At 70.1% G+C, this 25,055-nt stretch carries 30 protein-coding genes; 21 read left to right on the forward strand and 9 right to left on the reverse strand.

Annotated features, from left to right (window positions below):
* Positions 1-177 precede the first annotated feature (177 nt).
* Positions 178-1,545 carry a sigma-54 dependent transcriptional regulator gene (locus tag DIE03_RS17500; protein WP_124452445.1) on the forward strand — a complete coding sequence of 456 codons (1,368 nt, stop codon included), beginning with the start codon at positions 178-180 and terminating at the stop codon, positions 1,543-1,545.
* 29 nt (positions 1,546-1,574) lie between these two features.
* Here DIE03_RS17500 and DIE03_RS17505 read toward each other — a convergent pair whose 3' ends face one another.
* Both DIE03_RS17505 and DIE03_RS17510 read right to left on the reverse strand, forming a co-directional pair.
* Entirely contained in the window at positions 1,575-2,486 is a 912-nt protein-coding gene (locus DIE03_RS17505) for a glycosyltransferase family 2 protein (RefSeq protein WP_124452447.1), read from the reverse strand.
* Complete coding sequence (locus tag DIE03_RS17510; protein ID WP_124452449.1) at positions 2,465-3,175, reverse strand: PIG-L deacetylase family protein; 711 nt, start codon at positions 3,173-3,175, stop codon at positions 2,465-2,467. The genes DIE03_RS17505 and DIE03_RS17510 overlap by 22 nt, the downstream gene beginning before the upstream one ends.
* 119 nt (positions 3,176-3,294) lie before the next feature.
* Between DIE03_RS17510 and DIE03_RS17515 the strand changes: the two genes are divergently transcribed.
* Positions 3,295-5,604: an ATP-binding protein gene (locus DIE03_RS17515; protein WP_124452451.1), complete on the forward strand. Its 2,310-nt coding sequence runs from the start codon at positions 3,295-3,297 to the stop codon at positions 5,602-5,604.
* 19 nt (positions 5,605-5,623) lie between these two features.
* Here DIE03_RS17515 and DIE03_RS17520 read toward each other — a convergent pair whose 3' ends face one another.
* Positions 5,624-6,670 carry a UDP-glucuronic acid decarboxylase family protein gene (locus DIE03_RS17520; protein WP_124452453.1) on the reverse strand — a complete coding sequence of 349 codons (1,047 nt, stop codon included), beginning with the start codon at positions 6,668-6,670 and terminating at the stop codon, positions 5,624-5,626.
* Complete coding sequence (locus DIE03_RS17525; protein WP_124452455.1) at positions 6,670-7,989, reverse strand: glycosyltransferase family 1 protein; 1,320 nt, start codon at positions 7,987-7,989, stop codon at positions 6,670-6,672. Before DIE03_RS17525 ends, DIE03_RS17520 begins: the two co-directional genes overlap by 1 nt.
* Before the next feature lie 261 nt (positions 7,990-8,250).
* On the opposite strand from DIE03_RS17525, the gene DIE03_RS17530 reads away from it, so the two are divergent.
* The 7 genes from DIE03_RS17530 (at position 8,251) to DIE03_RS17560 (ending at position 12,959) form a co-directional block, all read left to right on the forward strand.
* Complete coding sequence (locus DIE03_RS17530; RefSeq protein ID WP_124452457.1) at positions 8,251-8,643, forward strand: BON domain-containing protein; 393 nt, start codon at positions 8,251-8,253, stop codon at positions 8,641-8,643.
* A gap of 27 nt (positions 8,644-8,670) precedes the next feature.
* Entirely contained in the window at positions 8,671-9,699 is a 1,029-nt protein-coding gene (locus tag DIE03_RS17535) for an SDR family oxidoreductase (protein WP_124452459.1), read from the forward strand.
* 27 nt (positions 9,700-9,726) lie between these two features.
* Positions 9,727-10,026, forward strand: a complete 300-nt coding sequence (locus DIE03_RS17540; protein WP_124452461.1) for a DUF2795 domain-containing protein — start codon at positions 9,727-9,729, stop codon at positions 10,024-10,026.
* A 54-nt stretch (positions 10,027-10,080) separates the two neighbouring features.
* A complete protein-coding gene (locus DIE03_RS17545) occupies positions 10,081-10,647 on the forward strand; it encodes a hypothetical protein (protein ID WP_124452463.1) in 567 nt (188 codons plus the stop codon).
* Positions 10,648-10,773: 126 nt separating this feature from the next.
* Positions 10,774-11,631 carry an SDR family oxidoreductase gene (locus DIE03_RS17550; protein ID WP_124452465.1) on the forward strand — a complete coding sequence of 286 codons (858 nt, stop codon included), beginning with the start codon at positions 10,774-10,776 and terminating at the stop codon, positions 11,629-11,631.
* A 54-nt stretch (positions 11,632-11,685) separates the two neighbouring features.
* Positions 11,686-12,291 (forward strand): DUF4142 domain-containing protein, encoded by a 606-nt coding sequence (locus DIE03_RS17555; RefSeq protein ID WP_124452467.1) that lies wholly within the window; start codon positions 11,686-11,688, stop codon positions 12,289-12,291.
* Positions 12,292-12,350: 59 nt separating this feature from the next.
* The gene (locus DIE03_RS17560) at positions 12,351-12,959 is read left to right on the forward strand and encodes a DUF892 family protein (protein ID WP_124452469.1); all 609 of its coding nucleotides are present in this window, start codon (positions 12,351-12,353) and stop codon (positions 12,957-12,959) included.
* Positions 12,960-13,067: 108 nt separating this feature from the next.
* Here DIE03_RS17560 and DIE03_RS17565 read toward each other — a convergent pair whose 3' ends face one another.
* Both DIE03_RS17565 and DIE03_RS17570 read right to left on the reverse strand, forming a co-directional pair.
* Positions 13,068-14,360: an NRAMP family divalent metal transporter gene (locus tag DIE03_RS17565; protein WP_124452471.1), complete on the reverse strand. Its 1,293-nt coding sequence runs from the start codon at positions 14,358-14,360 to the stop codon at positions 13,068-13,070.
* Positions 14,357-15,019, reverse strand: a complete 663-nt coding sequence (locus DIE03_RS17570) for a UdgX family uracil-DNA binding protein (protein WP_124452473.1) — start codon at positions 15,017-15,019, stop codon at positions 14,357-14,359. The genes DIE03_RS17565 and DIE03_RS17570 overlap by 4 nt, the downstream gene beginning before the upstream one ends.
* Before the next feature lie 233 nt (positions 15,020-15,252).
* Between DIE03_RS17570 and DIE03_RS17575 the strand changes: the two genes are divergently transcribed.
* A complete protein-coding gene (locus tag DIE03_RS17575; protein WP_124452475.1) occupies positions 15,253-15,741 on the forward strand; it encodes a response regulator in 489 nt (162 codons plus the stop codon).
* Positions 15,742-15,838: 97 nt separating this feature from the next.
* Here the strand turns inward: DIE03_RS17575 and DIE03_RS17580 are convergent, their stop codons facing one another.
* The 3 genes from DIE03_RS17580 to DIE03_RS17590 all read right to left on the reverse strand — a co-directional run bounded on the left by DIE03_RS17580 (position 15,839) and on the right by DIE03_RS17590 (position 17,177).
* Positions 15,839-16,321, reverse strand: coding sequence for a PRC-barrel domain-containing protein (locus tag DIE03_RS17580; protein ID WP_021161233.1), 483 nt, complete (start codon positions 16,319-16,321; stop codon positions 15,839-15,841).
* Between the two features lie 88 nt (positions 16,322-16,409).
* A complete protein-coding gene (locus tag DIE03_RS17585) occupies positions 16,410-16,841 on the reverse strand; it encodes a CBS domain-containing protein (RefSeq protein ID WP_124452477.1) in 432 nt (143 codons plus the stop codon).
* An 81-nt stretch (positions 16,842-16,922) separates the two neighbouring features.
* Positions 16,923-17,177, reverse strand: coding sequence for a hypothetical protein (locus DIE03_RS17590; RefSeq protein ID WP_124452479.1), 255 nt, complete (start codon positions 17,175-17,177; stop codon positions 16,923-16,925).
* 160 nt (positions 17,178-17,337) lie between these two features.
* On the opposite strand from DIE03_RS17590, the gene DIE03_RS17595 reads away from it, so the two are divergent.
* The 11 genes from DIE03_RS17595 (at position 17,338) to DIE03_RS17645 (ending at position 25,051) form a co-directional block, all read left to right on the forward strand.
* On the forward strand, positions 17,338-17,643 hold the full coding sequence (locus DIE03_RS17595) for a hypothetical protein (RefSeq protein ID WP_124452481.1): 306 nt from the start codon (positions 17,338-17,340) through the stop codon (positions 17,641-17,643).
* A 183-nt stretch (positions 17,644-17,826) separates the two neighbouring features.
* A complete protein-coding gene (locus DIE03_RS17600) occupies positions 17,827-18,090 on the forward strand; it encodes a hypothetical protein (RefSeq protein WP_124452483.1) in 264 nt (87 codons plus the stop codon).
* Positions 18,087-18,398, forward strand: a complete 312-nt coding sequence (locus DIE03_RS17605) for a hypothetical protein (RefSeq protein WP_124452485.1) — start codon at positions 18,087-18,089, stop codon at positions 18,396-18,398. The genes DIE03_RS17600 and DIE03_RS17605 overlap by 4 nt, the downstream gene beginning before the upstream one ends.
* A 25-nt stretch (positions 18,399-18,423) precedes the next feature.
* Positions 18,424-18,738: a hypothetical protein gene (locus tag DIE03_RS17610; RefSeq protein ID WP_124452487.1), complete on the forward strand. Its 315-nt coding sequence runs from the start codon at positions 18,424-18,426 to the stop codon at positions 18,736-18,738.
* A 231-nt stretch (positions 18,739-18,969) separates the two neighbouring features.
* Positions 18,970-20,403, forward strand: coding sequence for an RNA polymerase factor sigma-54 (rpoN, locus tag DIE03_RS17615; protein WP_124452489.1), 1,434 nt, complete (start codon positions 18,970-18,972; stop codon positions 20,401-20,403).
* 74 nt (positions 20,404-20,477) lie between these two features.
* Positions 20,478-20,666 carry a DUF3008 family protein gene (locus tag DIE03_RS17620; protein ID WP_124452772.1) on the forward strand — a complete coding sequence of 63 codons (189 nt, stop codon included), beginning with the start codon at positions 20,478-20,480 and terminating at the stop codon, positions 20,664-20,666.
* Between the two features lie 46 nt (positions 20,667-20,712).
* Entirely contained in the window at positions 20,713-20,874 is a 162-nt protein-coding gene (locus tag DIE03_RS17625) for a DUF1328 family protein (RefSeq protein WP_006767422.1), read from the forward strand.
* Positions 20,871-21,257, forward strand: a complete 387-nt coding sequence (locus DIE03_RS17630; RefSeq protein ID WP_124452491.1) for a DUF3022 domain-containing protein — start codon at positions 20,871-20,873, stop codon at positions 21,255-21,257. The genes DIE03_RS17625 and DIE03_RS17630 overlap by 4 nt, the downstream gene beginning before the upstream one ends.
* A 130-nt stretch (positions 21,258-21,387) precedes the next feature.
* The gene (gene katE / locus DIE03_RS17635) at positions 21,388-23,493 is read left to right on the forward strand and encodes a catalase HPII (RefSeq protein WP_124452493.1); all 2,106 of its coding nucleotides are present in this window, start codon (positions 21,388-21,390) and stop codon (positions 23,491-23,493) included.
* A 12-nt stretch (positions 23,494-23,505) separates the two neighbouring features.
* Positions 23,506-24,009, forward strand: a complete 504-nt coding sequence (locus tag DIE03_RS17640) for a DUF421 domain-containing protein (RefSeq protein ID WP_124452495.1) — start codon at positions 23,506-23,508, stop codon at positions 24,007-24,009.
* Between the two features lie 46 nt (positions 24,010-24,055).
* Positions 24,056-25,051: a Ku protein gene (locus DIE03_RS17645; protein ID WP_124452497.1), complete on the forward strand. Its 996-nt coding sequence runs from the start codon at positions 24,056-24,058 to the stop codon at positions 25,049-25,051.
* Positions 25,052-25,055 lie beyond the last annotated feature (4 nt).

Here is a 25,055-nt window from a genome sequence, read left to right on the forward strand (position 1 = left end):
GCGACACCGTTCTTCTATACTGCTAAGCACTCGTATGTCATTGCAGGAAGTCTCGTCTGCTCATTCGCGTGCAGCGTCGCGCGTGTCGTCGTATGTGCCGGTGGCGCACGCCGCGCGCGGCATGCATGCCGCGGTGTCGGCCGACGCATGGGCCGGGCCGCATTACAAGGAGCCTCGATGCCTTATGTCCTGATCGTCGAAGACGATGCCGATACGCGCACCATGCTGGCCACGCTCGCGCGCACGCAGCAACTCGCGTGCGATACGGCGGCCACGCTCGAAGAAGCGCGCACGCTGGTCTCGACGCATACCCCCGATCTCGTGCTGTGCGATCTCGTGCTGCCGGACGGCAATGGAATGGACCTGTTCGACGCGCTGCCCAAACGCGGGCATTGCGAAATGGTGCTGACCACCGGTCACGCGAGCCTGGAAACCGCGATCGATGCGTTGCGGCGCGGCGCGACCGACTACCTCGTGAAGCCGATCAACATGCAGCGGCTGAACAGCATTTTCGCGCGCGTGCCGCGCACGACCGCGCTGCACGAGGAAATCGCGGAGCTGCGCTCGGAACTGCAGCGCCTCGGCCGCTTCGGCCGCATGCTCGGCAGTTCGCCCGCGATGCAGGCCGTCTACGACGCGATCGGCCGCGTGGCGCGCACCGAGGCATCGGTGCTGCTCACGGGCGAATCGGGCACCGGCAAGGAGCTCGCCGCGCAGACGGTACACGACCTGAGCCTGCGCCGCCGCGGCCCGTTCCTCGCGGTGAACTGCGGCGCGATTGCCGCGAACCTCGTCGAAAGCGAGATGTTCGGCCATGACCGCGGCAGCTTTACCGGTGCCGAGCGCCAGCACAAGGGGTTCTTCGAGCGCGCGGACGGCGGCACGCTGTTTCTCGACGAGATCACCGAGATGCCGCTCGAATCGCAGGTCAAGCTGCTGCGCGTGCTGGAAACGGGGCGCGTCACGCGGCTCGGCTCGACGCGCGAGATCGATGTCGATGTGCGCATCGTCGCCGCGACGAACCGCGACCCGGAAGCCGCGATGGCGGACGGCAAGCTGCGGCCCGACCTGTTCCACCGGATCAACGTGTTTCCGATTCCGCTGCCGTCGCTGCGCGAGCGCGGCGACGACATCCCGATGCTCGCGGAGGCATTCCTGCAACGCTACAACGAGGAAAGCGGGCGCGGCCTGCGCTTCGCGCCGGCCGCGCGCGACGCGCTGAAGACCTACGAATGGCCCGGCAACGTGCGCGAGTTGCGCAACTTCGTGCAGCGCGCGAGCATCTTTACCGATGGCGACGTGATCGAGACGCTGCCGCCGCCGATCATGGACGAGTTGTCCAGCATGGTCGATTCGCACGAGGATCGCGTGACGGTGCCGTTCGGCACGCCGCTCGAGGAAGTCGACCGCAAGCTGATCCTCGGCACGATCGCCCAGTGCGGCGGCGTGAAGGCACAAGCGGCCGAGGTGCTCGACGTCAGCCTGAAGACGATCTACAACCGGCTCGCGCAACTCGAAGACGAAGCGGAAAAGCCGGATTCCTGATGCCGCGGCGATCGTGCACACACTTCCGTTTACGCATCACGACGTGTTTTCCGGTCGAGACGGCGGCGCATGCGCTCGACATGCGGCGGGATCGCCCGCCGCTCGCGCAGGATCCACGGCAGGCCGGCGAACGTACTGGCGACTGCATGTTCGCGGCGCAGCAGCGGCAATTGCCGCACGGTGTGCCGCCATGCCGCGGCGGCCGGCCACCTGAGCCATGCGGTCCACACCGCGTTGCGCGCGGCGACGCGTGCACGCGCTGGCCGGTCGCGCCGCGTCGACGGGTAGTGATGCACGGTCAGGCGCGGCTCGTACACGAGCCAGTAGCCGGCACGATACAGGTCGAGCGCGAGCAGCGCTTCCTCGCCACCGAGAAAATAGCGCGGGTGGTAGCCGCCGGCAGCGACGAAGGCGTCGCGCCGGAACGCGGTCGCGCCGGCCAGCAGCCCGAGAATCGGTCGGCCGGGCAACTCGACGGATGCATCGAGCGGGCTGTCGGCCATCGATCGGCAGGTCGGATCCTCGCGGTGCTCGGGGCCGACCAGCACGCGCGCGGTGACGGCCGCCACGTGCGGATACGCATCGAGCAGGTTGGCAGCTTCGGCGAGCGTGCCGGGCGCCCACCACGTGTCGTCGTCGCAGAACGCCACGTGGCGCGTACGCGCGACGGCCGCGCCGAGATTGCGGCCGGCCGCGCCGAGATTGGCCGGCGCATGCACCAGCACGACGTGCGGGAAGCGGTCGCGGATCAGCGCGACCGTCTCCCCGTCCGACCCGTTGTCGACGACGACGATCGCCGGCCGGTCGGGCAGCGCGGTGAGCCGCGCCAGCGTGCGCGCGAGTTCCGCCGCGCGCCGGCAGGTCAGCACGATGGCGGTGACGCGCGGCTCCCCCGGCGGCAGCACGGTGCGCGCGGGCGTTACGCGAATGTGATGTCGCATTCGAGCCGCCAGTACGTTTCAGGTTCATGGAGGTCGGCGCGCATATGAGGTTCGAACAAGGCAACCTGGCTCGCGTATTCGGCGACGGCGGCGGCTTTCGCGGCACCGCCGCTCGTGCCGTTGCCGGCCGGCGTGTCGACCGGGTGCGCGATCCAGCCGCGTTCGCGCCAGCCGCTCACGCGTTCGGCCATCAGCCCGTCGATGCGGCGATACGGTACGTCTTCGTAGAAGCGCCAGACGCGCGCGGCGCCTGCCGGCATGTCCGCGTTGTGCCACAGCAGCGACAGCACGGCCTGCTGCACCTGCCGGTGATCGCGATGGAACAGGCCGGCCGGTGCGAGCACGCCGCAGCCCGGGTGCGCGTCGATCGCGTCGGCCACGCGCGCGGCGATGGCGGCCGAGGCGGCCGGCACACCGTACTGGTCGTCGAGAAAGTCGAGCCAGACGGGATGCGCGCCGAGCAGCGCGAGCGCGCGGCCGTCCTCTTCGCGACGTGCACGCACGGCTTCGTCGGCGCTGCCGAAGCCGGCGCGGCGATCCCACGGCGGCGCGGGCGTGCCGCGCGGCGGAATGCCCGCGAAGACGGTGACGACGACGGAGCCCGGCGCTTGCGCGAGCAGTTGTCCGCAACTGAAGACGGCGTCGTCGAGATGCGGCGAGACGACGAGCCAGCGTGCCGGAGCGGTCATGGCGTGAATCTCCTCATGATGGGCGGCTGCGCCGCCGGTTCCGACCGGCCAGCATGCGCCGTGCCCGTCGGCGGTGTACGGGCCCGCAGCGGTCGGCCCGCCTCGCAGGAGCGTGTCCGATGATCGATCTGGGCCGGCCGCAGGCCGGAAATTACGCTACCGCGGTGATGCTGGTTGCGATCGCGACCGTGCTGCAGGCGCTGGCGATCCGTTTCGGCGGCGTGAACCTGCCATTCGTCCTGTACTACCCGCTGCTCGCGGGCGCTGCATGGGCGACGTCGTTCCTGTTCGGCGTCGCGTCGACCGTCGTCAGCGGGATGCTCGTGTGGACGCTGTTCCTGTCCGACTCGGCCGCCTATCCGGCGCCGCTGCCGGAGCGGCTCGTGCAGCTCGGCACCTTCATGCTGGTCGGTGCGCTGGTTTGCGCGATCGCGTCGACGCTGCGGAACACGCGGATCACGAACGATCGCGCGCACCGGCGCGAGGCGGCCGCACGCCGGCAGCTCGACGCCGTGCTGCGTGCGCTGCCCCACGGCGTGATCGCGACCGATGCGAAAGGGCGGCTGACCTATATCAATGCGGCGGCGGCCGAACTCGCCGGCTGCCGGCCGGACGACGCGACGGGGCGGCCCGTGCGCGACGTGCTGCGGATCGTCGACCGTGAGGGCCGCCGCGTGCAGACGACGCCGCTCGATCGCGCGCTCGGCGGTGCGGACGCGGTGTCCGACCAGCACTGGCTGCAGCCGGCCGGCGGCGGCGATCCGGTTCCGATCGTCGAGGTGGCGTCGTCGCTCTGCGACGCGGACGGCAACCTCGACGGCGCGGTGCTGCTGTTGCGCGATGCCGGCGCGGACCGTGCCCGCGTCGATGCGTCGCGGTTGCAGCATGCGGTCGTCGACGCATCGCCGGATGCGATCGTCGGGATCGATGGCGCGGGGCACATCGTCAGCTGGAATCCGGCCGCGCGGCGAATCTTCGGGTACGACGAGGCCGACGCGCGCGGCCGCAAGTTCGACACGCTGGTCGCGATGCGCTGGTTGCGGCGCAATCCGCTCGCCGCATCGCTCGATGCGATGCGCGAGTCGGTCGGGCCGCTCGAACTGCTGTGCGTGCGGCGCGACGGCCGGCGTTTTCGTGCGACGGTGTCGGCAGGCCCGGTGCAGGGCGACGCGCGCGCCTGCGTCGCGATGTCGCTGACCCTGCGCGAGACCGGCGCACAGCGCCGTCGCGACCAGCGCGCGAAGCGCTCGCTGCAAGGCGCACGCGATGCGCGCGACCAGGCCGATACGTCGAACCGGCTGAAGGACGAGCTGCTCGCGACGGTATCGCACGAGCTGCGCACGCCGCTGAACGTGATCTACGGCTGGATCGAGGTGCTGCGCAATTCCGGCGACCACGCGCTGCAGAACCAGGCGGTCGACGCGATCGACCGCAGCGCGCGTTCGCTGACGCGGATGGTCGGCGACATCCTCGATGCGTCGTCGCTCGCGACCGGCAAGCTGCGCCTCGACGCGACGCCGGTCGACGTCGTGCGGCTGTTTTCCGATTCGGTCGGCGCGTTCCAGACGGCCGCTGCGTCCGCCGGCATCGTGCTCGAATTCGATTGCGATACCGCGTCCTGCATCGTGTCGGGCGATGCCGAGCGGCTGCGGCAGATGCTGTCGAACCTCGTCTCGAACGCACTCAAATTCACGCCGGGCGGCGGCCACGTCACGGTCGGACTCGCGCGCGACGATGTGCATGCGGTACTGACCGTGGCCGATACGGGGCAGGGCGTCGCAGCGGAGTTCCTGCCGTACGTGTTCGACATGTTCCGCCGTGCGGACGATTCGCCGGCGTCGTCGCGGCGCGGGCTCGGTCTCGGCCTGTCGATCGTGCGGCATATCGCCGAGCTGCATGGCGGCCGCGTGACCGTCGTGAGCGCGGGGCGCAATCGCGGCACGACGTTTACCGTGATGCTGCCGGCCGGCTGGCACCCGGCCGGCGCGATGGCGTGGGGGCTCGCGCAGGCGTCCGATCAGCGCGAGTCGCTCGCGCTCGATACGCAGCGGATCCTGATCGTCGACGACGATGCAACCACGCGCGCGAGCCTCACGGCCGCGCTGACCACGTTCGGCGCGGCCGTCGCGATCGCGTCGTCGGGCCGTGAAGCGCTCGCGGTGGCCGCCGACATGCGGCCGACCGTCGTGCTGTCCGATCTCGCGATGCCCGACGGCGACGGCTTCTGGCTGCTCGATGCGCTGCGGCGCGGGACGATGAACGGCGACAGCGGGCCGCCCGACGTGCGCGTGCTCGCCGTCACCGCGCACGCCGGCCTCGCCGACGAACGGCGCGCGCTGGAGGCCGGGTTCGACGGCTATCTGTGCAAGCCGGTCGACGTGCGCGAACTGGCGCACAAGATCGCGCACGTGACGAAGCGCGACGGCTGACGCGTGGGCGGCGGTGGCGTTACGTCGCCGGTGCCGGCCGGTTCTGCGTATGAACCTGCGCGAGCAGGTGCGACGCGATCCGCGTGCTGCGCACGAGGTCGCCGGGCGCATGGTGCGTGACCTGGCGCTGGATGAAATACCGCGCGGTGTGCGCGAGGCCGTTCGCGAACGCCGTCGTCGCCTGCCAGCCGAGCCGCCGGCGCGCGGCGTCGAGATTCGGTCGCCGCTGGCGCGGATCGTCCGACGGCAGCGGCCGGAATTCGATCGGCACCGTCGCGCCGACGATGCGCACGACCTCGCGCGCGACGTCGATCATCGCGATCTCGACCTCGCTGCCGAGATTGACCGGCTCGCTCGCCTCCCCCGGCTCGGCCATCAGGCGCGTCAGCGCCTCGACCATGTCGTCCACGTAGCAGAACGAGCGCGTCTGCCGGCCGTCTCCGTATACGGTCAGCGGCTCGTCCGCGAGCGCCTGCGTGACGAAGTTCGACACGACGCGCCCGTCGGCCGGGTGCATGCGCGGGCCGTAGGTATTGAAGATCCGCGCGATCCGCACGTCGACGCCGTACTGGCGGTGATAGTCCATGAACAGCGTTTCCGCGCAGCGCTTGCCTTCGTCGTAGCACGCGCGAAGGCCGGTCGGATTCACGCGGCCGCAATACTGCTCGTCCTGCGGGTGGACGTCGGGGTCGCCGTACACCTCGCTCGTCGACGCCTGCAGGATGCGCGCCTTCACGCGCTTCGCGAGGCCGAGCAGGTTGATCGCGCCATGCACGCTGGTTTTCGTCGTCTGCACGGGGTCGCGCTGGTAGTGGACCGGCGACGCGGGGCACGCGAGGTTGTAGATCTCGTCGACTTCGACATAGAGCGGAAACGTCACGTCGTGCCGCATCAGCTCGAAGTTCGGTGCGTCGAGCAGGTGCGCGATGTTGTCGCGGGCGCCCGTGTAGAAGTTGTCGACGCACAGCACGTCGTCGCCGGCCGTCACGAGGCGTTCGCACAGATGCGAACCGAGAAAGCCGGCGCCGCCGGTGACGAGCACGCGTTTGCGATCGTAGCCCTTCATTAAGCATTCTCCTTGCGATGGGCAAGTACGCCCTGGGTGGGGGCGACGGGCGTGCGCCGGCCGGCGGCGGCCGACGTGCCGGCGCGCGGCGCGCGCGCGACGTCGCGGTAGATGTCGACGAGCCGGTCGGCCACGCCCTGCCACGTATAGAACCGGTGCGCGCGCAGGTAGCCGGCGCGCCCGAGGGACGCGCACAGGTCCGGTTGCGCGCGCAACTGCACGAGGCGGGCGGCCAGTGCGGCCGGGTCGCGCGGCGGCACCAGGTAGCCGGTCGCGCCGTCCTCGACCGTCGTGCGGATGCCGCCCACGTCGCTGCCGACCACCGGCGTCGCACAGGCCATCGCCTCGACCGGCGTGATCCCGAAAGGCTCGTACCACGGCGTCGTCACGAACACGTCGGCCGCGCTGTAGTACAGGTGCAGCGCATCGCGATCGCGCCGGCCGACGAAGGTCACGCGATTGGCGATCCCCAGTTCGTGCGCGAACGCGGCGAGCCGTGCGAGTTCCGGATCGCGCGCGGGGTCGGGCGTGGTCTGGCTGCCGCCGACGATGTAGAGGTGCGTCGGCCGCCGTGGATCGCGCGGCATGCGCGCCAGCGCATCGATCACCGTGTCGACACCCTTGCGCGGCACGAGGCGGCCGAGCTGCAGCACGACGAACGCGTCCTGCCGCCAGCCGAGCCGCAGGCGCGCATCGAGGCGCGGCACCGGGCGGAGTTCGCGCACGTCGAAGCCGCACGGCACGATCTCGATGCGCGCGGCGTCGGCGCGATAGTGCGTCGTCAGGTCGAGCGCATCCTGCGGGCATTCCGCGATCAGCCGGTCCGAACGGCGCGCGAGCGTGTCCTCGATCGCGAAGCGCGCGTCCGGGAATCCGTCGGCCGCGCCCTGATGCAGGCGCCGCACGCGGCCGAGCGCGTGGAACGTCGTGACGAGCGGGATGCCGAGTTGCCGCTTCACGCGCAGCGCGGCGTCGCCCGACATGAAGAAGTTCGCATGCATCACGTCGACGGGGTCGGGCTCGCGCCGCATGCGCGCGATCATGGCGTCCGCGAACGCCACCATGTACGGCAGCAGCCGCTCCTTCGGCACGTCGGTCGGCGGCCCGGCCGGCACGTGGATCACACGCATGCGCGAGCCGATCGGCACGACTTCCGGCAGGTGCGGGTTGTCGCAGCGCGTATAGACGTCGACGTCGAGCCCGCGCTCCGCAAGCTGCTTCGCGACGTTCGCGACATAGATGTTCTGGCCGCCGGCATCGACGCCGCCGATCACCCCCAGCGGCGACGCATGTTCACTGATCAACGCGATTCTTTGCATGGCATGGCTCCCGGTATCAGGGGTGCTTCGATGCACCCCCGTTAGCCGGCTTTCGGCAATCGGCATGCCCGGTGCGTTGCGGGGAAATCGGCCGGTCGGTACGCCGAAAAAATTACAAAGCGTTGGATGATAGGGCGTCCGATCGGTGTGCCGTACGGGCGGGTGTGCCGTACGGGCGCGCGGCGCGGCCGGCGCGGCACGCGGCTTGCGCACCACGGGTCACCTGCCGGCACTGCCCGGCCAGACCACAAGGAGGTCACGATGAAGGTCATCCCGCTGCAAGCAGGCTCCCCGAGAATCCGTCGTCAGCGCGCGATGCGCGCCGGCATGGCAGTCGCGATTGCCGCAGCCGCGGCCTGCGCGGTGATCGCGCCGAACGCGGTCGCGGCAGGCGACGACAGCACCGCGTCGTCGTCGCATTCGACTACCGGCGCGAAGATTCGCGACGCGACGATCACGACCAAGGCGAAGGCCGAACTCGTCGGCGCGAACGGCCTGTCGTCCGGCGACATTCACGTGAAGACGCGTCGCGGCACCGTGACGCTGACCGGCAGCGTGCCGGACGAGCAGCAGCGCACGCAGGCCGTGAGCGTCGTGAAGCAGGTCGACGGCGTGCAGGACGTGCGCGACCAGCTGACCATCCGGGCCAAGTAATCGCGGCGTCGCCAAAGGAGTCCAGTGATGAACTGCATGCTCAAACCGGTCGGCGAGCAGACGATCGTGATCACCGGCGCGACGAGCGGCATCGGCCTCGTCACCGCGCGCAAGGCGGCACGGCGCGGCGCGAAGCTCGTGCTGTTCGCGCGCAACGCGGACGCGCTGAACACGCTGTGCGAGGAAATCCGCCAGCACGGCGGCCTGGCGGTGCCGGTCGCCGGCGACGTCGGCAATGTCGAGGATCTGCAGCGCGCGGCCGCGGCGGCGGCCGACACGTACGGCGGCTTCGATACGTGGGTCAACAACGCGGGCGTGTCGATCTTCGGCACGGCGGCCTCGGTGCCGCTCGAGGACCAGCGCCGTCTGTTCGACACCAACTACTGGGGCGTCGTGCACGGCTCGCTCGTCGCGGCCGATCATTTCAGGCGCAAGAGCGATTTCCACGGCGGCGCGATCATCAACATGGGCAGCGAGGCGTCCGACGCGCCGGTGCCGCTGCAAAGCGCGTATGTCGCGTCGAAGCACGCGGTGAAGGGCTTCACGGATTCGCTGCGGCTGGAGATGGAAGCGGATCACCTGCCGGTCTCGGTCACGCTGATCAAGCCGGCCGCGATCGACACGATGTTCGTGATGCACGCGAAGAACTACATGAACGTCGAGGCGAAGCTGCCGCCGCCGATCTACGACCCCGATCTCGTCGCCGACGCGATCCTGTTCGCGGCCGCGCACGCCCGTCGCACGCTGTTCGTCGGCGGCGCCGCCAAATTCACGTCGGCGAGCGCGTACCACGCGCCGCGCCTGTTCGATCGCGTCGCGGCCACGCTGTTCTCGCGCGGCCAGCGCACGGTGCGGCCCGCGCGGCCGCGCGACGACAACGCACTGTACGACTCGCGCCATGCGCTGCACGAGCGCGAGGGGATGGACGGCCCCGTGCTGCGCAGCTGTGCCTACAACACGGTGGTGCAGCGGCCGAAGGTTGCCGGTGCGGTCGCGCTGGGCGCGGCGGCGCTCCTGTTCGCCGCCTTCGCACGCGCGCGCCGCCCGTCCGCGTGATTTCATTCAATTTCCAAGGAGGCTTTCATGACATCCCGACAACATACGGGCCACGAGTACAGCCACGCACGCGCGCACGAAGGCGAGCGCGTGCAGCAGGACCACGACAAGGGCGGCCACCAGACCGGGCACGGCAAGGCGCCGAGCCCGGTCGACGTGCAGAAGGCGCTGAAGGGCATGGACTATCCGGCGAGCAAGTCGGAGGTCGTCCAGTGCGCGGAGCGCGCGCATGCGGATCCCAATGTACTCGACATGCTGCGCCGGATTCCCGATCGCGAGTACGGTACGCCGGCATCGGTATCGAAGGAGCTCGGACGGCTGATGTAAGGGCCGTCCCGTCGCGCCCTGTGCGGCGCACCACCGGTCACGCGGAGGACCAGCATGGCGATGATCGTCGCAGGCCGCTTCACGACGTTCGACGAGGCGGAAGGTGCGGCGCGCCACCTTTACGAGCGCGCGTTCGGCACGGACGACGTGTCGATCTTCTTCCTGAATCCGGGCGGCCAGCACGCGCGCTTTCCGATCGGCGGGGACGTGTATGCCGATACGGCGGCGAAGCCGGGCGGCCGCGGCGCGATGGCGGGGGCGGTCCGCGGGCTGCTGATCGGCGTCGTCGTCGGGTTGATCGTCTACGCGGTGGGCGTGCGCTACTGGTTCGTGCCCGCCGCGGGTGCGCTGGCCGGCGCGTATCTCGGCGCCTTCGGCGGCGCGCTCGGCCGGATGCGCGGCGAGGCGGCCGAGGGCAAGGGCGCGCTCGCGCAGAGCGACACGGGCGTGATCCTCGCCGCGCGCGTGACGCCCGACACCGCGACCGCCGCGGAAGACGTGCTGCACGCGAACGGCGCGCAGTCGATCGAGCGCGTCGAGGGCGACTGGCGTGACGGCGAATGGCGCGACTTCGACCCGGTGCGCCGTCCGGACCAGGCCACGTCGGGCGGTTCGCGCTGACGATGCACTTTATTGCATGCGCTTGCAACGTCGACCGTGCAAACACGGCCGCGCCTTGCAAGCCGGCGTCTCGGGCGCGGCATGCGGCTTGCGCGGCATGACCGGCACCCGTTCAAGGAGGAACCCATGACCAGCGCACAAACGCCGCCGCCCCAGAAACAGACGCACCAGCCGGGCACCGAGGGCGACATGGTCCCGAAGCCGCGCGACGACGCAGCCGATTACACGGGCAGCGGCAAGCTGGCCGGCAAGGTCGCGCTCGTGACGGGCGGCGACAGCGGGATCGGTCGCGCGGTGGCGATCGGTTTCGCGAAGGAAGGCGCGGACGTCGCGATCGTCTATCTGAAGGAGTCCGACGATGCCGCGCACACGAAGAAGCTGATCGAACAGGCCGGCCGGCGCTGCGAGGCGATCGCGTGCGACGTCGGCGATCGCCGTCAGGCGCGCGACGCGGTGGCGCGCACGGTCGAGCGGCTCGGCCGGCTCGACGTGCTCGTGAACAATGCGGGCGAGCAGCATCCGCAGCCGGGCATCGAGGACGTGACCGAGGAACAGCTCGAACGCACGTTCCGCACGAACGTGTACGGGATGTTCTTCTGCACGCAGGCCGCGCTGCCGCACATGAAACAGGGCGGACGCATCGTCAACACGGCGTCGGTGACGGCCTACCACGGCAGCCCGAAACTGCCCGACTACTCGGCGACCAAGGGCGCGATCGTCGCGTTTACGCGCTCGCTGGCGATCGAGCTGGCCGAACGCGACATTCGCGTGAACGCGGTCGCGCCGGGGCCGATCTGGACGCCGCTGATCCCGTCGACATTCACGGCCGAGCAGGTCGCGAAGTTCGGCTCGAACGTGCCGCTCGGGCGGCCGGGGCAGCCGGACGAGCTGATCGACTGTTACGTGCTGCTCGCGTCGGACGGCGCGAGCTACATGACGGGGCAGACGCTGCACCCGAACGGCGGCTCGATCGTCGGCGGCTGACGAGCGTCGACCGCCGCCGGCGGCCGCTTCCACGCAAGTGCAAGGAGGACACAGATGAAACATCCCAACTGGACGATCGCGGTGCTCGCCGCAGGCGCGCTCGCCGTGTCTGCGCTCGCCGGCGCGCAGATGCCGAGCGAGCCGCCCGCATCGAATTCGCATGTGCCGGGCGGCGTGATCAATCCGTCGTCGGGCGCGGGCGACGCACGCATCGCGAAGGCGCCGCAAGGCGGCGACGCGGAATTCGTCGACAAGGCCGCGATCGCCGGCAAGGCCGAACTGCAGGCAAGCCAGCTCGCGCTGAAGCAGGCGCGGTCGCCGGACGTGCGCGCATTCGCGCAGCGGATGGTGAGCGATCACGGCAAGGCGAACGCGCGGCTCACCGAGATTGCCGCCCGCAAGGGTATGAAGCCGCAGGTCGAACAGATCGCGGACCCCGACGTCGAGGCGCTGCGCGGCAAGAGCGGTCGCGACTTCGACGCCGCGTACGTGGCGGCGGTCGGCCCCGACGCGCACCGCAAGGCCGTCGCGCTGTTCGAAGGCGAGGCGCGCGACGGCCAGGATCCGCAGCTGCGCGAGTTCGCGAGCGCCACGCTGCCGACGCTCCGGCATCACCTGAGCATGGCGCAGGCGCTCGAACGCAAGGTGGGCGCGCAGTAACGCGCGCCCGTCCAACCCCCGGGCCGCGCGCGCGGCCCGTTTTTTTCGGAGAGTCAGTCATGGCCCATCGGCAACCGAAACACGAAGGCATCCGCGAATTGCTCTGCCAGGCATACGAAACCGAGCTTGGCGGCGCGAAGATCTACGAGGCCGCGCTGCAGTGCGCGACCGACGAGGATCTGCACAAGGAATGGGAGAAGTATCACCGCGAGACGCTGCATCACCAGGAGGTGCTGCGCAAGGTGTTCGAGACGTTCGGCATGGACCCCGATGCGCAGTCGCCCGGGCGCAGCGCGGTCGCGGCCACCGGCAAGTCGCTCGTCCACGTGATCGAGCAGGCGCAGAAGCAGGCCGACCCGGCCGTCGCGCAGGTCGTCGCGGCGGAGTGCGTGGTGCTCGCCGAGACCAAGGACCACCTGAACTGGGAATTGATCGGCTACGCGGCCGACCAGCTGTCGGGCGACGCGGCGAAGACGCTGAAGGATGCGCACGACGAGGTCGAGGCCGACGAGGATCACCACCTGTATCACACGCGCGGCTGGGCGCGCGAGCTGTGGATCGGGTCGATGGGCTTCAAGGCCGTGCTGCCGCCGCCGGAAGAGGTGAAGAAGGTCGAATCGGCGGCCGAGGCAGCGCGCGCCGAACGCTCGCGCGGCAAGATGATGTGACGGCCGCGGGCCGGCAGCCGGGCGGTGCCGCATGGGCGTCCGCCCGGCTGTTCGCGTTGCGCTTCGCGCTGCGCCGAACCGGTTGCCGGCACAACCGTTCCGTTCCGCTCAGGTCAGCAGGTCGACGATCATCGCGACCACCGATGCGCCCATCAGCGCGACCGCGAGCCAGCCGAACAGTTTCGCTGCCGGTCCGCTGCCGGGCTGCCCGGCCGCTTCGCGCCGCCGCGCCAGCAGCATCACGAGCACGAGCATCGGCACCGCCGCGACGCCGTTGAGCACGGCGCTCCAGTACAACGCCTTGATCGGATCGATCGGGCTGATGCAGATCGCGATGCCGACGATCACGCACAGCGCCAGCACCGCGTAGAACGCGGGCGCGCGCCGCACGGGTTCGTTCAGCCCTTCGCGGAACCGCCAGGCTTCCGCGCAACCGTACGCGGCGCTGCCGGCGAACGCCGGAATCGCGAGCAGCCCGCAGCCCACGATGCCGAACGCGAACACGACGAACGCGGCTTCGCCGGCGATCGGCCGCAACGCTTCGGCAGCCTGCGCGGTGCTGCCGATATCGTGCTTGCCGTGTGCGAAGAACACGGCCGCGCCGATCACCATGATGCAGAACGACACCGCGTTGGTGACGATCATGCCGGTCCACGTGTCGAACGTGACGCGCCGTTCGGTCGCGGCGCGCGTGCCGGCCGCCCCTTCGCGCTGCTCGGACGCGGTTTCCTCGACTTCGAGCGCGGCCTGCCAGACGAACAGGTAAGGGCTCAGCGTCGTGCCGAGCACGGCGACGGCGGTGGTTGCGTACGCATGCGTGAACGCGATCTGCGGCAGCACGAGCGCATGCAGCACGCCGCGCCAGTCGACCTGCACGAAGCCGAGTTCGAGCACGTACGCGAGCAGGCCGAGCGTCATCCACTTCAGCCAGCGCGCGTAGCGCTCGTACGACAGCGTCACCTGCAGCGCGAGCGATGCGATGCCGTAAAGCGGCGCATACCAGTAGCTGCGGCCGCCGGCGACGAGCGTCGTTGCATCGCCCATTGCCGCGAGATCGGCGCCGACGTTCGCGATATTGACGATCGCGACCATCACGATCAGCACCTTGGCGAGACGGTCGGAGAAATGCTCGCGAATGGCGGCGACGAGCCCTTCGCGGTTGCGGCGCCCGATGAAGGCCGACGCGAGCTGCACGGCGACCATCATCGGCAGCGTGACGACGATCATCCACAGCATGTTGAAGCCGAACTGGCTGCCGGCCTGCGCGTAGACGGCCACGTTGCTCGGGTCGGCATCGGATGCTCCCGCGAGCAGGCCGGGGCCGAGCCGCCGGTACCACGGTTGCACGGCGGGCGGCGCGGCGTCGGCCGCCGGCGGCACGCCTTCGTCCGGCGCGCTCATCCGGCGTCGCCGCGGGCGTGACGGCCGCTCTCGCGGTGCCGGTCGCGCGCGAGGTCCGACGCGGTGCGCAGCGCGTCGACGAGCGCCCGGTACGCGTGCTCGCGCGAATCGGCGCCGCGCGTGCGCAGCACGTACGACGGGTGGTAGGCCGCGACGACGAGCCGGCCATCGCCGGTGCGCACCGGCGCGCGCGTGCGCTCGAGCGTCGCGTCGTTGTCCTGCAGCACGGCGCGCAGCGCGGTGGCGCCGAGCGCGACGACCACGCGCGGATGCACCGCATCGAGTTCGCGCTCGAGCCAGTAGCGGCACGCGGCCACTTCGCGCTGCGCGGGCGTCTTGTGCAGGCGCCGCTTGCCGCGCGGCTCCCATTTGAAGTGCTTGACCGCGTTCGTCACGTACACGTGCGTGCGTTCGATGCCGGCCTCGTCGAGCGCGCGATCGAGCAGGCGGCCGGCCGCGCCGACGAACGGCAAGCCGGCGCGGTCTTCCTGGTCGCCCGGCTGTTCGCCCACCAGCATGATCGATGCGTCGAGGGGCCCCATACCGGGCACCGGCTGCGTTGCGTGTTCCCACAGCGTGCAGCGGCGGCACGCGTCGAGCGTGGGCGGCGCGTCGTCGTCGGCGGGCGGGGCCGGATGTGCCGGCGGCTTGCGGGTCATGCGACGCCCCGTGCACGGACCGCAGCCGGGGCGCGCCGCCGGCGCGCGGAACGGTCCGGCGCGCGGGCTGCCGCACGCGCGGAGGAACGCAAACCGGACAGATGAAGCCGCATCGCGCGCATGAAGAACTCCCGTATCGACGATGCGAGAGACGCAGCAACCGGCATGCCGCATGCAGTCGCGACGGGTGCGCGGCTTGCGTGGCCATCCGGTCCAACGACGGGAGAACCGCGATGCAATTCGACCCCGGCGACGATCCGACCGCCGACGATGTGCTGCTGTGGCGCGCGCCCGGCACCGTGCCGCGCCGCCCGCGTCGCGTCCTGGTCGTCGACGACTATCGCGACGCAGCCGACGCACTGCGCCTGCTGCTCGAGGCGCGCGGCTTCGAATGCCGCGTCGCCGACGATCCGTTCGCCGTGTGCGACGTCGCGCGCGACTGGCAGCCGTTCGCGGTCGTGCTCGACATCGCGATGCCGGGCCTCGACGGGCTGCAACTCGCGATGCGGCTGCGCGGCGATCCGCGAACGGCCGACATGCTGCTCGTCGCGTGCAGCGGGTTCGCGTCGCGGCGCGACTGCGAACAGGCGAAGGCAGCGGGCTTCGACGCGCACTGCGCGAAACCGCTGACGCCGCACCGGCTGCTGGGCTATCTGGAATCGGCGAGCGGCGGCGCAGGGCAGGTCGACGGTGCCGTTACACGGCCTTGTAAAAACGCGTGACGTGCGTGACGCGTCGACGCACAAGAAAAACGCCCCGCGCGGGCGGGGCGTGTGGAACGCGGATGCACCGGCGAGCCGGCGCCGCATCGGCGTGCGGTCAGTGACGATCGCGCGCGCGCGGATCGTTCAGTTCCTCGGTCGGGTCGGTCAGCCCGAGTTCGTCGCCGGCGCTCCAGTACGGCGCGCTGCCGTAGAACTCGTGCAGCGGCTCGGCCCATTGCGGATCGGCCATCGCCGGCCAGTGATCCTTGTCGAATCCCGGTGCGTTGCGGATCCGCTCGGACGATACCGACAGCAGGAAGCACTTGCGTTCGGTGTCGAGCGTGAGCGCGCTCCACGGAATCGCGTGCAGCTTGTCGCCGATGCCGAGGATGCCGCCGCTCGACAGCACCGCATAGGCGATCCGGCCCGAGCGCACGTCGAGCATGATGTCCTTGATCTTGCCGACATCGTCGCCGTCGGTCGTATAGACCTTGTCGCCTTCCAGCGTATCGGCCGCCATCACGTCGGGGCCGGGGCCGGCCGCGGTCGCGGCGCCCTTGCCGATGATGCGGGTCTGACCTTGATCGGAAGTCTGCATGGTTTCCTCCAGGCTGCATGGGCGCGACCGTGCCCGGGGTGGGCCCTGCGGGTCGCGCGGGTGGTCGGGACGGGCGAGGATCGCGCCGTCACGTCTGCTTCGGTTGCGACACGCCTTCGAGCGTGTTCGCGACGTCGTCGCGGTCGGGGCTGGCCGTGCGCGTCGCGATGTCCGCGAGCGACAGCATGCCGACCAGACGCTTGTCGTGATCGACGACCGGCAGCCGGCGCAGTTGCGCGTCGGCCATGTAGTGCTGGATCTCGTCCAGCGAATCGTCGTCGAAGCACCATTCGATCGGGCCCGACGCGACTTCGTGGATCCGCGTCTCCGGCGGCTTGCCGGCCGAGATCGCGCGCACCGCGAGATCGCGGTCCGTCACCATCCCGATCAGCCGGTTGTTGTCGCACACGGGCAGCGCGCCGATGTCGTAACGCTCCATCAGTTGCGCGGCGTGCCGGATCGAGTCGGTCGGCGCGATGCGCACGACGTCCTGCGACATGATTTCGTTGACGCGATGCATGAAGTCCTCCTTGCGGGTGGGTAGGGCGATTCGTCAGCGGGGTTCAGCAAGCCGCGTGCCGTCCGCCATGCGCGCGGCCGCTCACGCGTCGCCGCGCTCGCGCTTGTCCTGCCACGGCCCGTCGTCGTGCGTGCCGGGCGGCGTATCCGGCTCGATGCGCGTAACGCCGCCGGTCGCCGGCGGGTCGCTCGCCGGAAACGTGTCCTCGAGCTGCCGGTCGATATGGCGTTCCGAATGGCGCGTGCGCGTGCGGTCCTGTTGCTTCAGCGGCGGCGACGTGTCGCTGTGCCGCTCGTGCGCCGGCTTGTCGTGGCCGGGCCGGGTCGAATCCTTCATCGCGAGGCTCCGTGTCGGTGACGATGGGCCACAAGTGCCGCAACGGTCGTGCCCGGCTCGCGCACGCGGCACACGACTTGCCGTATCGACGATAACGACGATGACGACCACGCGCGGCACCGACCGGTGCCAGCCATGCGCACTACAAGCCGGAGGCACGATGACGATTCCGAAACGACGACCAGGGGTGCGCTACGAAGTCAACGTATGCGGCGGCGGATTCGATTCGGTGAAGAGCCATTTCACCGAATGGAAGCATGAACCGCTGATCTACCGGCCCGAGCGCCGGATGTTCGAAGGCAAGGCCGACGTGCGGCCGCTCGGCGACGAGACGTTCGGTTCGACCGAGCCCGCGCGCTTTGCGCTGCAGCGCGCTTGCGAGCCGTCGGACCCGTATGCGCTCGCGGCCTGCGTGAGGGACGACGGCCGCGAGCTGTGGCTCGTGATGGCCGCGTATGACGCGTAGCGGCGCGCTTGCAAGATTTGCAGCGAACGGTGTAGCGAAGGCACGGCGTATCGCGCGAGGCCGCGCGGATGCGCAGCGCTGCCCGTATGCGGGCGACGCGCCGGGACGGCATGCGCATTGCGGGACTGCTGTATCCGGATGCGACCGTGGCACACGCTATCGATCCGAACCCGCCATCATGGAATGCCGATGAAACACGATCCCGCACAGCGGCTGCAGCGGCCGGAGCCGCCGATTCCCGACTACGAGCCCGACCCCGAGCCACCCGATCCCGACGACGTGCCGCCCGACCTGCCGGAGCCGTACCGCCACCCTGCAGGCGACCCGCCCGGGACGGCACCGCCGGAACGCGAACCGCCGTCGCGCGAGCCGCCCGTGCATGCGCCGCCCATGCATGCGCCGCCGGCGAGCATGGCGTGGCGAACCCGAACGGAGGCGCGGCGATGAGCGTCCGTGTGAAACCCGGCCTGCTGCGCGATATCGCCGAGACGCTCGGCCGCCATTTCGAGGCGCGCGCGATGCCGTTCCATGTCGAGGAACAGCCGGCCGGCGCGTTGCATATCGGTTTTAGGGTCGACGGCCATCCGGCGTCGCTCACCGTGACGTTCGACGCGGATGCATTCGCCGCGCTCGAGCAGGCCGCCATCGAACGGCAGCGCGGCACGCTCACGCGCGTCGCGGCCGAATTCGACGTGATGATGGCGCGCCGTGCGCCGACCGCCTACGCGGGCGATTTCCATTTCAATCGGCTCTGAGCCGTCGATCCGAGGGAGGATTTCGATGAACACGATCCAGACGATACGCGCGGGCGCCTGTGCGTTCGCTGCCGCGTGCGCGCTGGGCGCCTGCACGCAACCGACGAACGGCAATTACGGCGCGCGTGCGGCGCCGCCTGCCCCGCCGGACGGCCGTGGCGCGCAGTCGACCACGACGATGCCGGATGCGAATACGCGCTACGACGCGCGTCCGTCGCCGGGCAACACGATGCCGCAAGGCGCGGCCGGCGGCGAACCGGCCGACGTCCCGCCGCCGGGCCCGAACGGCGTACAGGGCGACCCGCCTCTGCCGGGCACGCCGCCGCCGATGCAGTACTGAACCGGCCGGCAGCGCGTGACGCACGGCATGCCGCGCCGCCGCGCGCTTCCCGACGAGCGAAATACGTGCCCCAAACTTGCCGCCGGCTTGTAAAAAAGCGGCCCCGGCCCATCGCGAAACGGGGGGCAAATCCGCGAGAGCCGCCGTGCGACGCGCGTCGCCGGACTGGCACGAAAGCTGCGTGAATCCTGTCAACGACTTACCGCGAACCGTACCGTCAGGAGGCTTTCGATGTCCGTCTCGCTTGCGCTGCAGATGCGACAGCATCTGGCACTTACGCCGAGGCTTCAGCAGTCGCTGCGGCTGCTGCAGTTGTCCTCGCTCGAATTTCAACAGGAATTGCGGCAGGCGCTCGACATGAATCCGTTTCTCGAAGACGGCCAGGGCGACGAGGAACCTGCTCCCGGCACGCCGGAGCAGCCGGCCGAAACGGCCGCGCCCGAAGCGACGCCCGAACCCGACGAAGTCCGCCCGCCGGACGGCGAAGTGCCGTTTACGGCCGCACCCGCGCCGCGCGGCACGAATCGCCAGGGCGACGATGCAGACGGCCTGTCGCCGGGCGAATGGATCGCCGCGGAGCCGTCGCTGCATCAGCAGCTGCACGACGCGCTCAGGCTGTATCCGTTGAACAGGCGCGACCGCGAAGCCGCGCGCATCGTGATCGACGCGCTCGACGACGACGGCTACCTGCGCCAGGAACTGCCCGAGCTGCTGATCGCGGCCGATCCGGCGCTGCTGCTGTCGGAACAGGATCTCGCGATCGCGCTGCGGCTCGTGCAGATGCTCGACCGGCCGGGCATCGCCGCGCGTTCGCTGTCCGAATGCCTGACGTTGCAGCTCGATGCGATTCCGGCCGGCACGCCGGCGCTGGCGGAAGCGAAAGCGATCGCGCGCGAGCATCTCGAACGGCTCGCGCGCCGCGAGACGGCCGAGATCCAGCGGCGCCTCGGCTGCAACCCGCAGACGCTGCATGCGGCCTGCGCGCTGGTGCGCGGGCTCGACCCGCGGCCCGGCAATCACTACGGCAGCACGCGCGGCGACTATGTGGTGCCCGACGTGATCGTGCGCCAGGTACGCGACGAATGGATCGTGACGATCAACCCGGCCGTGCTGCCGCGCGCGCGCCTGCACGAGCGCTACGCGACGCTGTTCGCGCAGTCGAGCGGCGAGCGCGATTCGCCGCTCGGCCAGCAGCTGCAGGAGGCGCGCTGGTTGATCCGCAACGTGCAGAAGCGCTTCGACACGATCCAGCGCGTGGGCGAATGCATCGTCGCGCGGCAACGCGACTTCTTCCGCTACGGCGAGATCGCGATGAAGCCGCTGGTGCTGCGCGACATCGCGGAAGAACTCGACCTGCACGAATCGACGGTGTCGCGTGCGACCGGCAACAAGTACATGGCCACGCCGCACGGCACGTTCGAGTTCAAGCATTTCTTCCCGCGCAAGCTCGAGGCGGCCGGCAAGGGCGTGTGTTCGGCATCGGCCGCGAAGGTGCTGATCCGCGACATGATCGCGGCCGAGCGGCATACCGAACCGCTGTCCGACGTCGCGCTCGCGGAGAACCTCGCGGGGCGCGGCATTCTTCTTGCGCGTCGCACGGTGACGAAGTATCGCCAGGCGATGAAGATTCCGCCGGCCGACCTGCGGCGCCGCGATGCCGCGTGACGGCTTGCCTGGCGAATCAACCGCGCGCGACGCCGCCCGTCGTATCGGCCCGCGCATTCAACAGGAGCGCAACCATGCCAGCAAAATCCCAGGCCCAGCAACGTGCCGCAGGCGCCGCGCTGTCGGCCAAGCGCGGCGACACGAAAATGAAGGACCTCAAGCCGCCGGCGAAGTCGATGGCCAAATCGATGAGCGAGAAAGAGCTCGAGAAAATGGCTTCCACGCCCGCGCGCGGCAAACCGAAACACAAGCACGATGCGTGACCGACGACGACGTTTGGTGACGACCGCTGTCATCCAGGAGGGTTCCATGCTTCGATACGCCATCATCTTCTTCATCATCGCGATCATTGCGGCCGTGTTCGGCTTCGGCGGCATCGCGGCCGGCGCGGCCGAGATCGCGAAGATCCTGTTCTACATCTTCGTCGTGATCTTCCTGGTCACGCTGCTGCTGGGCGTCGTGCGACGATGAGCGACGCGCCCGACCGGTCGCAGCGCGTGGCCGAACTCGAACATGCGCTCGCGATCGGCTTTCCTTCGCAGTCGACCGTCGTCGTGCACTCGGACGACGCCTCCGGCCGGCTGACGATCCAGGTGTCGTGGGTGCGTGTGCCGGCCGAGGCCACGGCGCGCGACTGGCGCTGCACCGTCGACCTGCGGTTCGATCCGGACGTGATCACGCGCTACGCATCGCTCGACGCGGCCGACCGGCTGCGCGTGCGCACGCAGCTGTGCGACCGCGCGCGGCGCGCGGTGGACGAGCACAAGCCGCGCGTCGAGGATGCCGCGATCGAATGCAACGTGGCGCTCGACGTGACGCGCGCCGAATTCGACGCGGCGCTGCGCGCGCCCTGACGCCGCAGCCGGCCCCGCGGGCGCTGTCGCGGCCCGCGCCGCGCCGGCTTTTCCTGCTGTCCGCCCGCGCGTGCCGCAGTGCGATGGCGCGCGTGGCGGCTGCCTACCCGAATGCCACGAGGACCTATCGATGACCCATTCCCCCTCAGCCGGCAAGATTTCGCCCGCGCCGTCGCCCGACAGCGCGAAGTCGCGCCAGCTCGACGAAAACCGTGTGCGGCCCGACCACGAGGCGTTGCGCACCAACCAGGGCGTACGGATCGCCGACAACCAGAACACGCTGCGCGGCGGCCCGCGCGGCCCGTCGCTGCTCGAAGACTTCATCATGCGCGAGAAGATCACGCACTTCGATCACGAGCGCATTCCCGAGCGCGTGGTGCACGCGCGCGGCTCGGCCGCGCACGGCGTGTTCCGCGTCTACGAACCGATGGCCGACTACACGAAGGCCGCGTTCCTGCAGGACCCGGCCGCCGAAACGCCGGTGTACGTGCGCTTCTCCACGGTGCAGGGGCCGCGCGGGTCGGCCGACACCGTGCGCGACGTGCGCGGCTTCGCGGTGAAGTTCTACACGGAGGAAGGCAACTACGACCTCGTCGGCAACAACATGCCGGTGTTCTTCATCCAGGACGCGATCAAGTTTCCCGACTTCGTGCATGCGGTGAAGCCCGAGGCGCCGAACGAGATGCCGACCGGCGCATCCGCGCACGACACGTTCTGGGATTTCGTGTCGCTGGTGCCGGAAGCCACGCACATGGTGCTGTGGCTAATGTCGGATCGCGCGCTGCCCGCGAGCTTTCGCGCGATGGACGGCTTCGGCGTGCACACGTTCCGCTTCGTGAACGCGGCCGGCGACGTGCGTTTCGTGAAGTTCCACTGGCGCCCGGTGAGCGGCGCGTATTCGCTGCTGTGGGACGAGGCGCAGCGGATCGCCGGCCATGACCCGGATTTCAACCGGCGCGACCTGTGGATGGCGATCGAGCGCGGCGACTATCCGGAGTTCGAACTGGGCGTGCAGATGATCGACCCGGCCGATGCCGACACCTTCGGCTTCGACTTGCTGGATCCGACCAAGCTGGTGCCGGAAGAACGGGTGCCGGTGCGGCCGATCGGCCGGATGACGCTGAACCGCAATCCCGACAACTTCTTCGCGGAGACCGAGCAGGTCGCGTTTCATCCGGGCCACGTGGTGCCGGGCATCGACTTCACGAACGATCCGCTGTTGCAGGGGCGCCTGTTCTCGTACACCGATACGCAACTGAGCCGGCTGGGCGGCCCGAACTTCCACGAGATTCCGATCAACCGGCCGGTGTGCCCGTTCGCGAACAACCAGCGCGACGCGCTGCACCGGCAGACGATCAACGTCGGGCAGGCGTCGTACGAGCCGAATTCCACGAGCGGCGGCTGGCCGCGCGAGACGCCGCCCGCGCCGTCCGGCGGCGGCTTCGAGACCGTGCACGAGCCGCTCGAAGGCGACAAGGTGCGCGTGCGCAGCGAATCGTTCGCCGACCATTTCTCGCAGGCCGCGTTGTTCTATCAGAGCATGACCGAGATCGAGCAGCGGCATATTCGCGACGCGTACTGCTTCGAACTCGGCAAGGTGACGCAGCCGCAGATTCGCGAACGTGTGGTGAACGAAACGATCGCGCGCTTCGACGCGGGGCTGGCCGCGCAGGTCGCCGAACGGCTCGGGCTGCCCGCGCCGCAGGCGGCCGCGACGCCGGCCGTCGCGCAGCGCTCGCCCGCGCTGAGCCTGATCGGGCGCTCGAAGCCCGGCATCCGCTCGCGCAAGATTGCGCTGATCGCGACGCCGGGCGTGAGCCAGACGCTCGTCGAGCAGGTGCGCGACGCGCTGCAGGCCGCGCACGCGGTGCCGACGATCGTCGCGCCGACGCTCGCGCCGATCGGCAGCATCGTGCCGCAGGCGACGCTGGCCGGCATGCCGTCGGTGATGTTCGACGCGGTGTTCGTCTGCGGCGGCGACGGCGACGGCCGCGACCTCGCGCACAGCGCCGACGCACGGCACTTCGTGCGCGAGGCGTTCAAGCACCTGAAGCCGATCGCGGCCGTCGGGTCGGGGCGGCAACTGCTGAGCGCCGCGCACCTGCCGGATCCGGCCGAAGGCGTGTGCGTCGGGCAGGCCGTCGATCTCGACGCGATCCTGAAGACGTTGTCGGACGACCTCGGCCAGCATCGCGTCTGGGCGCGCGAGCCGCAGGCCGCCGAGTTGCCGGCCTAGCGCCGCGCGATCATGGACGCCGTCGTCGCGCTGTTCGGACAGGGCCGGATGCTCGACCCCGGGCAGATGGTGTTGCGCGCGATCGTCGTGGCCGTGATCGCGCTCGTGCTGATCCGCATCGCCGGGCGGCGGGCGTTCGGCCAGCGTTCGCCGTTCGACTACGTGGTCGGGATCCTGCTCGGCGCGATCCTGAGCCGCGCGGTGGTCGGCGCGTCGCCGTTCGTGGCGACCGTCGCGGCGTCGTTCGCGATTGCGCTGCTGCATCGCGCGATTGGCTGGGCCTGCGTGCGCTCGCGCCGGCTCGAGCGGCTGCTGGTGGGTGTCGAGCGCGAGGTGTATCACCACGGCCGCTTCGACGACGCGCAGATGCGTGCCGCGCTGATCACGCCGACCGACATCCGCGAAAGCGTGCGGCAGGCACTCGGCGCGACCGACCTGGCCGACGTCGACGCGGCGATCCTCGAGCGCAACGGCCACGTCAGCATCGTGCGGCGAAGCCGCTGCCGCAGGCACTGACGTTCGGTGCATGAAGGGGGCGCCACACGCCACAAGGAGGGCATCGATGGCACGGATGATCTGGAAAGGCGCGATCAGCTTCGGGCTCGTTCACGTGCCCGTGCAGCTGTTCCCGGCCACGCGTACCGTGAAGCCGTCGTTCCGGCTGCTCGACAAGCGCTCGATGGACCCGGTCGGTTACCGGCAGATCAACAAGCGCACCGGCAAGGAGGTCACGCGCGAGGACATCGTGCGCGGCTACGAGTACGAGAAGGAACGCTATGTCGTGCTGACCGACGACGAGATCCGCGCGGCGAACCCCGAATCGACGCAGACGGTCGACATCGTCACGTTCGTCGACGAGGACGCCGTGTCGTTCCTGTATCTCGACACACCGTACTACCTCGTGCCGGACCGCAAGGGCGAGAAGGTCTATGCGCTGTTGCGCGACGCGCTGAAGGACAGCGGCAAGATCGGCATCGCGCATGTCGTGATGCGCGACCGGCAGCATCTCGGTGCGCTGATTCCGGTCGGGCCGCTGCTCGCGCTCGATACGCTGCGCTGGCAGGAGGAACTGCGCCCGCTCGACGAGCTGTCGGTGCCGGCCGGCGACGCGAAGCGCGCCGGCGTCAGCGCGCGCGAACTCGCGATGGCGAAGAAGCTGATCGACGACATGTCGGGCACCTGGACGCCCGACGAGTATCACGACACGTTTCGCGACGACATCCTCGAGCTGGTCGAGCGCAAGGTGCGCGCGGGCCGGATCGAGGCGATCGAGGACCGGCCGGCGCAGACGGGGCGCGCGGCGTCCAACGTCGTCGACCTGACCGAGCTGCTCAAGCGCAGCCTGAAGGGCGGGGCGCGTGCGGCCGATGCGGACGACGAAGGGGAGGCCGAGGCGCCGGTGTCGTCGCGTGGCGCCGGCGCGCGGCGCAAGCCGGCGTCGAAAACGCCGGCGAGAGGCGCGGCGAAGGCGCCCGCCAAACGCACGGCCGCGAAGCACGGTGCGACCGGCGCGCACGCGGCGAAGAAGACCGCCGCGCGCCGCAAGCATGCTGCATGACGGC

Origin of the sequence: Burkholderia sp. Bp8992 (assembly GCF_003853705.1) — a bacterium.
Classification (GTDB): Bacteria; Pseudomonadota; Gammaproteobacteria; order Burkholderiales; family Burkholderiaceae; genus Burkholderia.